Source organism: Oleisolibacter albus (assembly GCF_003336875.1).
Taxonomy (GTDB): domain Bacteria; phylum Pseudomonadota; class Alphaproteobacteria; order Azospirillales; family Azospirillaceae; genus Niveispirillum; species Niveispirillum album.
This window is the reverse complement of record NZ_QGNJ01000030.1, coordinates 1-10,158: the sequence shown is the minus strand read 5'-3', so window position 1 is coordinate 10,158 and position 10,158 is coordinate 1. Positions and strand designations below refer to the sequence as shown.

Below are 10,158 nucleotides of genomic sequence, written 5' to 3'. Positions count from 1 at the left end.
GGAATGGCGGACAGCCCTCAATCAGTTCGCTATCATGTTCGGCGATCGCTTTCAGCCGTCAGCGCGCTGACGGCTGAAAGCGACATCCCGCGGGGATGCTCTTACACAGAATTCCTGACACACCCGCCCTCGCCCTTGAGCGAAGACAGCGGCGGCATGGCTTCCCGTCTTGACGGGGATGTCAGTCCAACACCGATGGCCAGCTGCTCATCAGCCGTTGCGATGTCGTCTGCGATGTGGATTCGTAAAGCGGCCGGCGAACCCCCAGCCGCTGACCACCGTCGCGTGTCAGTGGCCGGTAGACCCAGCTGGCGGAGCCGCGGGACGAGCGGAGCAGCAGGCTGTCCAGGGGCACGGAGATGTAGAAGCCCTTGTCGAAGCTGCCTTCACCGAACTTCTCGGCCGAAACGTCGGTCTTGGTGGCGAAGACGCCCACAGTGACGCCGCTGTCGAACGTCCGCGACATCTCGACCGTGGCCCCCACATCCTTGGCCAGATAGCGGCCTACGCGCAGAACACCCAGCACGCCAAGAGGCTCGAAAAGGTAGTAGCCGGAGACATGCCCCGTCGTGGTGCTGTAGTCCCGGAAACTGAAGCGTTGATCGTAATCGCGTTGCTTGACCCAGTTCAGGTCCGCACCAACAGCCCAGCTGCTGCCGAAGGGCCGGTACAGCACCTCTCCACCGACGCCGCCGAACATTTCTTCAAGCAGTCCGCCATAGACCCGGCCATAGACGTCGGGAGCGATGTTCGTCGCGTACTCCGCCTGTAGCGAGACAAGGGCGGTCTTTCCCTGCTGGAGATATTCTTTGATGTCGGAGCGGACATGCGGCAGTACGCTGTCCGAACCATTGCGCATCTTGTCGAAGTTCCCCACCAGGCTGCGCGCGACAGTGCCCGAAAAGGTCAGGTGCGGCCCGATCTGCAGTTCCGCCGATGCCGCCGCCGACAGCTGATACAGGAAGAAGGATTCCGGGCGTCCAACCGACTGCTGCAAACGGGGCCGCAGCGTCCAGTCGAAGCGCGGATAGAATTCGTCATTCAGGAAATCGGCGGCGGGCCGATCCGCCGGCGGCGGCGAGACCGCGGTCTTGGCCCACAGTTCCTCGACAGACCGTGGATCGTCAGGCTGGAGCACACTCTCCAGGTGGGTGCGCAGCAGGCTGACGCGCATGACATCGATGGAACGCTCGACGAACACCACCTCGATTTCTTCATATGACGGGGGCAGCACCGCCGCCGCCGTCCGGGTCACCCGGCCGAAGGCCCGCGCCAGCGAGCGGTAACGGTTCTGCTGGACATAAAGCGTCGCCTTGCGTCCCTGAAAGGACGCCTGCTGCAATTGGACACCCTGTGTCGACAGCTCCTTGACCAGTTTCCGGCCGATATCATCGGCCCCTGGCTGCGGTGCAAGGGGGCGAGGCGCCTCGCCCCCCATGTCAACCGGAGTGGCGTCCAGGGTCACGGAGAGCTGCGGCCCCGTCGGAGTGAGGAAGATCACGGTCAGGGCCCGCCCGGCATCGGGCGTACCGGCCGGCAGGACGTCCTTCAGCCGTTGCGCGACAATGGCTTCGTCCAGCAGGGGAGAGCCGGTGACACGGACCACAGTCCGTGTGGACTCCTCCTCAATCCCCACAACGGTCAGACCATAGGAGCCCGCCGCTTGGCGCAGCGCGTCACGCAGCACGAAGGGAGCCTCCGCGCGCGCATGCCCGCGGGTCGATGCCCCGGCCTCACGCTCCGCCGGCTGCGGTGCCGTCCAGGCCGCATCACGGACCATGGGCACGGGGGCTGGCGGATCGAATTTCGGCATCGACGATTTCGCCGAGAAATCCCCTGTCAGGCTGACATGCAGCATGAAGCGGTTGCCGCGCTCCACGGCTGCCGTGGTCTGCAGCCAATCGAACGGCTTGTAGTTCAAGCCGACATTGACCGGGGAATCGACCTTGAAACGATTGCCCAACGGCTCCGACTTATAGTCATTGCCGTCATATTCGATCAGCAGGCTGAGCCCGTCGATCGGCGTCTCATAAGCCAGCCCCCCGAAAAGGCCGATGGATTTCCCCTGGAAGAAATCCATGTTGAAGTCACCCGCGGCCCCCCCACTGTTGCGCTGATCGAAGCGGTGGGAGAGCACCCGCAGCGGGTTGGAAACCACGCCTCTGGAACCGAGATTGCCCCAGGCCAATCCGAAGGAGAAATCCAACGGGCCGAAGGCCTTGTTGGCGACGATGTACTCGGACGAGAAAAGCCCGGTACCGCCGATGTCACGCAACCCCACGGCCAGATCCGGCCATGAGTCCGATTCCTGCAGCAGGCGTAGCTTCAAATCGACGCCGCGGTCCTTGTAGTCCTGATCGCCAGAGAAGTCGGGATAGGGGCTGTAGAGTCGGTTCCCGATCGAGGTGTAGCGGAACACCCCCTCCAGCCAGGGAAGACCCTGAACGGCAATGTGATACCGGGTATAGGGGGAGACATGGGAGACACCGCCTGAAAATGTGCCATCCGTTCCCATGCGGGCCGTTGGCGTCTGCATCAAGCCGACGCCGCCGAGATCATTGATAATCGGTGCCTGCGCCCAGCTGCCAGCTGGTACCAACACGGTACCAGCCAGCAAGGCCGACAGGAACGACGGGCGAAGCCTGGTGCGGAGCATCGCCACGTTTAGTCTTTGCTGATCACAGCCAGAGAGGCGGCCGACAGGGCCAAGTCACGGACGATCCCTGAAATATCACGCGTAACCGACATCCAGTCGAACGGCTTCGGGTCGCGCGGCATCACGATGACCGCCCCTGGAGGGATCGGATCGCTGCCACGGGTCCAGCTTCCCAGCCGCAGCGGCTGCGCTTCGCCGTTGGGATAGATGATGAAGGCGCTGGACTCGTCCGCGAACTGGGAGGTGCCGCCCGCCGACTTGATGTAATCCGCCGCGGAGCTTCCCGCCTTGAACATGACGGCCCCCGGGTTCAGCACCTCGCCGGACACGACGACGTGCGACGGGCGCTTCGGCACCACCAGCTTGTCGCCGGGCTCCAGGATCAGATCCATCTCCGGATGGGCGGCAAGGACAAGAGGGTCCGCCTCGACAACCACACGGCCCACAGCCGGCGTGTTGCGTGTCTGTTGCGCCAGCGCCTGGATGGCCGGCACGGCCTGTATGGCGTTATTGCTCTGGGTCGAGCTGGCCACCACCATGGGAATGGAGGATTCCAGTTCACGGGCGAGCCGGTCACGGGCCTGCTGTTCCGATTCCTTCACCCGCTCACGCACGAAAACGGCGCCATAGGGATAGGCCTGCTGTGTCAGGCCCCCCGCCCGCTGCAACAGTTCCGACAGACGTTCGCCTTTGCGGATCGAATAGTTTCCGGGCAGCGCCAACTCTCCACGTACCGTGACGATCCCCATTTCCTGTTGGGTTGCCCGCTGATTGAAGCGGATGGAATCGCCAGGATTGATACCGACAGAAGAGGCTGCCGCGAGAGAGAGGAAGGAACGGTCGGCCGCAAAGCCCGATGTTATCTCAATGCGGTTCGGATCGGCCTCCAGCGTCAGCCCCCCGGCGGAACGGGCCAGCGTTTCAACCGAAGTGCCTGCGAGCATCGGATAGATGCCCGGCGTGCGGACAGCCCCTTCCACCGATGCGGCATATTCCAGCAGCAACGGCAGAAGATCCGGGTGCTTGTCGAAGACGGCGGGACAGGGCATGACATTGGCGATCGTGCCTGTCTCTTCCAGACGCCCGTATTTGCTCGCAGCCAGGAACCGCGTCGGCATGCTGTTGCGTAGCGTCTCCGCCAGAACGCGCAGACCGCCGCACTGGACACCGGTCTCGACCACCCCGCCCCGGGCATTGGCGATCAGGCCACCGGTGACGGCACTCGATTCCTGGTCAAACTCCGCATCAAAACGGCTCTGTTCGGTTTCCGGGCTGTTCGGGCTGATCTGCTGGGAGGACAGTTTGACCGACCGGGTCCCCGTCACAGTCGCCGTCGGAGCATCCATCGTGCGGCTGACGGCCGAACCGACACCGCCGACCGCCATGCTCGGCGGCAATTGCTGACGAATCACGGCCTGCACATCGGCCGACGACAGATAGCGGATATCGGCGCGGCTGAACACGATCACCCGGTCCCGTGGCAACAGACGATAATCCTGCTTGCCAGCCAGCACCCGCGACAGATCGACGGGAATATAGCGCTTGACCCTGGTGTTGGGCTCTTCCGACTGAACGATGGCGAACGGCAGATAGGGATCGGCCGCCAGCATATCCGGCGTCTTCAGCAGGGCCGCCAGCGATCCGTAGCCCTTGTTCGACCGGAGGCCCTCGATCTCGAAGGCCCCTTCCAGGGCCAGTTCTTCGGTCGGGGTATCGACCAGGAGAATATCATTGGGGCGGACCGTATCGCCGAGAGAGACCGCCACGATGGTGTCACGTCCGGAAGAATCCAGACGCAGCACCCGCAGCCGGTTGCCGGACGAACGCCAGAATCCACCGGCATAGTCCGCCAGCTTGGCAACGGTCAGCGCACCGGCCGCCGGCAGCTCATAGATGGCGGGGCGGTTCACGTCGCCCTGGATGGCCGCGGTGGCGCCCAGGCTGCGGATTATCAGCCGATCTCCGTCCTGCAGCCGCTGATCGCGGCTGGCTCCACCTTGCAGCAGGCCGTAAAGGTCAACGACTTGGGTCTCGCCATTGCGGATCAGCGAGACGGTCCGCACGCTGCCGGACTCCCGGATACCACCCGCGGAACCAAGAGCATCGAGAATGGTGGAGAATCCGGTCAGCGTCAGCTGCCCCGGATGCTCGACTTCACCGGTAACAAGCACCTGAATGCTGCGGATCGCACCCAGGGAAATATAGACATCGGTCTTGAGAAAGGCCGCGGACACCTGGGCTTCCAATTCCGCGCGGAAATCGGCGAAGGTCCGGCCGGCCGCCGCCATCGGCGGCAAGGTATCAATGATGACCCGGCCTTCGCGGTCCACCCGTGCGATGAGTGTGCGATTGGACTGGCCGCGCATGGTGACGACCAGCTCGTCACCGATGCCCAAGACGTAATCCTCCGGCACGGTTCCGGTCAGCAGACCCGCGCCGGCTGGGGCCGCGCGCAGCGCCTCATAGCCGAACTGCCGCAGCGGCTTGGCCCCCGGCCCCAGCCGCTGGAGATAGGTCTGCTCCAACCGCCCCAGCGGCAGCGGCGCCGCCGTCCGCGCGCCCCCCGTCGTCGGATCGGCAACCAGTCGGCCGGACATGCGGCGCGCATCCAGACTGGGAGCCTGCGCAGCGCTGGCCAGATCACGGCCTTGGTTGAACTGCTCCAACTGCTGCTGGACAGCCCGCCCACTCAACATTTGGTCCAGACTCTGGGCCATTGCGGATGCAGGAACACTGACAACAGCAATGCCGCATGCTAGACGCATGGCGTGAAGGACGAGCCTGGGCAAGGTAACTCCGTTGGGCGACATCATACGGTTGCGAGAGACAGGCATGATTGCGAGGGATCTCCAAGACGTCCAGATTTCCAGGAGAACGATCCTGGCGGGCTTGCTCGCACCGCTGGGGTTGACCGGGTGCGGTCTGATTAACACTGATTCTCCATTCTGGGCAACCGCAGCTAAACTTGTTCCAGGAAGATCCCGATCGCCGGTAACGCGCGATTATGCCGATGGCCTGCCCTACGCGTCCATGCTGGCGTGGTTCGACGGAACCGATCCCGCCTTTATTGTCCTGCAATCCGTTTCCGGCAATCGTCTGACCTGGGCCACCGCCGCGCGGCAACTCGTCATTACCGAGGGACCCTATGTCGTGCAGACATCCGGAACGGAGGCGGATCTCAGCCGGGTCATCACCGTGACGGGGAAGTTGCTGCCGCCACTGCAAGCCATTGGCCGCGAGCAGATAAGGCTGATCGACGTCCAGAAACAGCGCCGGTTCGGCTGGCGTCTGCGCTCGATTTTTTCGGAAAGCGGAGAAGAGAAGCTTGCGATCCTGGACCGCGAATACACGGTGCTGAAGATCACGGAGGAGGTCACACCCGATCCCGACAGCGCCTATCGCGGCGGCTCATATCAGAATGAGTATTGGGTTGACCGCAACACGGGCATCTATTGGAAAACCCGGCAGACCCTTGTTCCGGGTCTGCCGGGTTTCAACGCCGAAGTCCTGAAGCCTTATACAGGCTGATGGACGGTCAGCGGGCCGTCGACGTCGCCGTCGTGGTCGTCGTGGTGGTGCCACCGGGAGTGTCATCATCACCGCCACCGCTTGCCGCGGCGGCAACCGCACCGGCAACGGCAACGGCACTCACCGCGGCAACCGTGGTGATCGTGCCGATAGCGGCACCCGCCGCCGCCGCACCAGCGGCACCCGCAGCGCCAGCGGCACCCGCCGCACCGGCGCCCGCGCCCGCACCGGCACCGGCACCGGCACCGGCACCGGCACCAGCGCCAGCGCCAGTGGCCGACGTACCAGCACCGGCGCCGGCGCCGGCGCCAGCGGCCTGAGCAAAGGCAAAGGTCGGAGTCGTGGACATGGCCAAAGCAACGGCCAGAATCAGAGCAGAGTTCTTCATTGGTGCAGTTCCTAATTGGGACACCCAACCCGTTATACCACTTCTTTGTCACGCGGCGATGGAAAAGTCGAATTCGGCCGGCACAGCTTTTACCTTTGTATCAGCAGTGCCGTCGCTGACCCGTGCAGCCAGAGATACAGTGCGGCTGCAATCACGGCCGCTCCCATCAGCATGGACAGCCATGCTCCCGGCCACAGGGCCGCATAACTGGCAAGACCGAGCAACAAGCTGTTGCCGAGGATGATGCGGAGCACGACATGATGATGCGGCATCCGCACCGCGGCCCGCTGATAGGCATGGGTGCGATGGGGAACCAAGGGGGAATGTCCGGTCGCCATTCGGCGCAACAGAGTGATCGTTGCGTCGACAAGATAAAAGGCAGGCAGAATCAGGGCTGGCGCCCACGCGCCTTCCGCCGCCGTCAGCACCAGCAGCCAGCCCACCAGGAAGCCCAGGGAGATGCTGCCGACATCGCCCAGGAACAGCCGGGCCGGATGCCAGTTCCAGGGCAGGAAGCCCAGGGCCGCACCGGCAAGCACCGCCCCCCACCCGGCCAGAGGCCCTGGAATCGAGGCGAGATTGGCCACCAGCATCAGCCCCAGACCAATGCTGATGGTCTCAGCGGCGGTCAGACCGTCGATGCCATCCATGAAATTATAGGCATTGATGAACCAGAGCCACAGGATACCCGTGAGCAGCCGGTCGGCTCCGACGGGCAGCAGCCCCTGGAACACCGCAGTGCCATCCGGAAGGCTCTGCAGCCCGGCTGCAACGGCAGCGGTCTGCACCAGCAGTCGGAGCCAAGCGGGGCGGGAGCGGAGATCATCAAGCCAGCTGACGAGCGCGACCGCCCCCACGCCGCAGAGCAGCGGCGCAACAGCCCCCATCCTCTGCGCGTGCAGGGCGACCACGATCCAGGCCGGCACCAGTCCGCACAGCAGCCCCACCCCACCTCCTCGCGGCGTTGGCCGGCTGTGGCTGCTGCGCCCGGTGACAGGATCGACGGGCCCATGTCGCCGCAGATAAGGAAGAGCAAGGGCAGTTCCACAGGCACTGCCGAGCCCGGCGAGGAGAAGGGCCACTCCAAACGCCAGACTTGCGGGAATGTCCACGCGGTCCCTCCTCCCTCAGCCCGGATCGCGCCGAGCTCCCGGTCGGTGGAACCCGGGTTGCTCAGTCGTCCAGCACATCGAATCGGCTGACGTCATATTCACGCCAGCGGTCGAGCCGCCAGAATACCACCATGATCTTCTTCAACTGCGTGCGCTGCCCTTTGATCCCGCCTTCGCCGTTCGGGTCATTGACCAGCTTGAAGCCGTATTCAGGCAAGGGATTCTTTTTTTCTGCGATCTTGGCCAGCTTGTAGCGGAACTGGCGCAGGTCTGTTTCCGCCCCCACACGCAGACGCAGTTTCTCGAGATTGATCTTGAAGCCGGGCTGGTTGCCGCAGTGGGCGCGGGCCATTTCATACAGGCGCTTTTCCAGCGGCGGCAGATCAAAATAAGCCGGATCATAGGTCAGCATCCGGTTGTCCTTGAGGATCGCCCGGTAGAGCCAATCGCACAGCTCCACCGTGATGCGTTTCAGGACCTTCTCGCCCTTGGCGTTCTTGCGATACTCGGCCTTGGCGGTCTTCAGCCAGCTGAACCACTCATCGGTGCCTTCGCCGCCCGTCTCGATGTTGGTCTTGATCTGGGTACCTTGCAGCCGCTCCAGCGCGCCAGAGATCCGGTCGTAGGATTTGCCGCCGGCCGAGACCCGACAGACCCTGAAGAAATCATGGCCCGAGAAACTGAAGCTCGGTCCCGCCGGCTCGCCGCGGTTCATCTTGTCGACCATCAGCGAGGCGACATAGATGAGGAATTCCTTATCATAGATGGTGGCGATGCCGGCGTCCGTTCCCTTGACCTCGATCGTCACCTTGCCATCGTGATAACGGATGGGTTCTGTCCGCTTCTCCTTCGTCAGGGCGAAGAAGTTGTAGACCATGACGGAGCGTTCATTCTTGACGCTGCCGATCAACGGGCTGTCGAGAAGGGACAGCTGATGGGACTGTTCAACCGCCTTGCTCATGTCACCCTTCCAACCGCTTGCGGATGCGCTGCCGCAATGTCACCACGCCAATGCGACCGAATGAATGTCACCGAATCAACGAGCCGGCGCCGGAACCGCGACACCGCTGCTCCCGGCGATTAGGAGCAAAGCCGGCAGACCTGTCCACAAGCCATTGTGGCCATGTCACCGTACCAACGAAGATTTGGGGTCCTGGCGATCCAAACCCGGTCCCGACTGCCCGCGGAATCGAGGGTTCGGTGACATTGGCAAGGGGGAACGGGCACATGGATTCGTTGAAACGGTGACACTCGCACCTTTCCAGCCGAATCTTGGCACGTTGGTTCCGCGACATGATTCGACAGCCCGTTGGATCAGAGACACCACGTCGAGGTTTCGAAGACGGAGACACGGGGGAACGGCGACGCCACTTCGTAGGTCTGGAGACGCAAATACGGGGGATCAGAGACGCAAACCTCAATAAGTCATTGATAAAAAAAACAAATTCCAGCCCGTAACTGTAAAACGGTTTAAACCCTTTAACCGATGTAACTCAAGATTCGGACTCAAGGCCGGAGACGTCACCGTTTCAACGAATCCGGAGGCCCCATTGTCAAGGAAGTCCACCGGACATACGGACTGGAACAGGTGGCAAGCCAAAACCGGAAACAAAAACAGCATGGCGGAGCCGGGCGGGAACGAAACGAAGGCCGACAGGATCGGACCGCGAAAACCAAGCGTCTCCAACCGCTTGGAGACCGTGCTTCCTCCCCATCGAATTCGGGGGAACAGTGACATCGCGGCCCGGCTTACAAGGACAGGGTTCCGATCCTTTCCCAAGGCGGCGGTCCTATCCACCGGGAAAAACAGGCCCAGGAACCTGTCGGCATGCTGCGCATCCAGAGAAATGACACGGATCCTTTGCCCCTGACCCGCGCTGCGGATGTCACCGAACCAACGACGCTTGTTTTGGATCAATGCCGGTCCTGCCCGGCTTTGGAAGAATTCGCGGCAGGTTTTTGTCTGCATTTCGGCGATTTCCAGTCACTTTCCAAGGAAATCCGAAAAGATTGCAAGACCGATGGCAACGTGGCAAGAGTGCTGCGTCCGTTGAGCATTACCGACGACAGATAATAGCCAGAGGCCAGAATGCCCAGAAAAGTGCGCAAGGCGGTATTTCCGGTGGCGGGTTTGGGGACGCGGTTTTTGCCTGCGACCAAGGCGATCCCGAAGGAGATGCTGCCCCTGGCGGACCGTCCGCTGATCCAGCATGCGGTGGATGAGGCGCGGGCGGCCGGGATCGAGATGTTCTGCTTTGTCACCAGCCGCGGGAAGAGCGCACTGGAGGACCATTTTGACCTGAATTACGAGCTGAACGCGACGCTGCGCACGCGCGGCAAGAGCGACCTGCTGGCGCTGGTGGAGGCGATCCAGATCCAGAGCGGCTATATCTCCTATGTGCGCCAGGCCGAGCCGCTGGGGCTGGGCCATGCCGTCTGGTGCGCGCGCGAATTCGTGGGCAACGAGCCCTTCG

The 10,158-nt window shown here is 62.9% G+C and carries 8 protein-coding genes; 2 read left to right on the top strand and 6 right to left on the bottom strand.

The genetic code is table 11. The features are described 5' to 3' along the window. Positions 1–181: 181 nt before the first annotated feature. Complete coding sequence (locus DK368_RS21000; protein WP_114395929.1) at positions 182–2,656, bottom strand: YjbH domain-containing protein; 2,475 nt, start codon at positions 2,654–2,656, stop codon at positions 182–184. Positions 2,657–2,664: 8 nt separating this feature from the next. Next, positions 2,665–5,445: an SLBB domain-containing protein gene (locus DK368_RS20995; protein ID WP_162306127.1), complete on the bottom strand. Its 2,781-nt coding sequence runs from the start codon at positions 5,443–5,445 to the stop codon at positions 2,665–2,667. Between the two features lie 43 nt (positions 5,446–5,488). On the opposite strand from DK368_RS20995, the gene DK368_RS20990 reads away from it, so the two are divergent. Beyond that, positions 5,489–6,184 carry a YjbF family lipoprotein gene (locus tag DK368_RS20990; protein ID WP_114395927.1) on the top strand — a complete coding sequence of 232 codons (696 nt, stop codon included), beginning with the start codon at positions 5,489–5,491 and terminating at the stop codon, positions 6,182–6,184. A gap of 120 nt (positions 6,185–6,304) precedes the next feature. On the opposite strand, the gene DK368_RS21790 is transcribed toward DK368_RS20990, so the two are convergent. From DK368_RS21790 to DK368_RS21560, 4 genes are all read right to left on the bottom strand, one after another. Continuing rightward, positions 6,305–6,514 (bottom strand): hypothetical protein, encoded by a 210-nt coding sequence (locus DK368_RS21790; protein WP_155524665.1) that lies wholly within the window; start codon positions 6,512–6,514, stop codon positions 6,305–6,307. Between the two features lie 147 nt (positions 6,515–6,661). After that, a complete protein-coding gene (locus DK368_RS20980; protein WP_114395926.1) occupies positions 6,662–7,519 on the bottom strand; it encodes an MraY family glycosyltransferase in 858 nt (285 codons plus the stop codon). 226 nt (positions 7,520–7,745) lie between these two features. Then, a complete protein-coding gene (locus tag DK368_RS20975) occupies positions 7,746–8,645 on the bottom strand; it encodes a replication initiator protein A (RefSeq protein WP_114395925.1) in 900 nt (299 codons plus the stop codon). A 456-nt stretch (positions 8,646–9,101) separates the two neighbouring features. Beyond that, positions 9,102–9,653 (bottom strand): hypothetical protein, encoded by a 552-nt coding sequence (locus DK368_RS21560; RefSeq protein ID WP_155524664.1) that lies wholly within the window; start codon positions 9,651–9,653, stop codon positions 9,102–9,104. Between the two features lie 120 nt (positions 9,654–9,773). Here DK368_RS21560 and DK368_RS20970 point away from each other — a divergent pair. Then, positions 9,774–10,158, top strand: a 385-nt coding sequence (locus DK368_RS20970) for a UTP--glucose-1-phosphate uridylyltransferase (RefSeq protein WP_275668544.1), incomplete at its 3' end; no start/stop codon positions are given.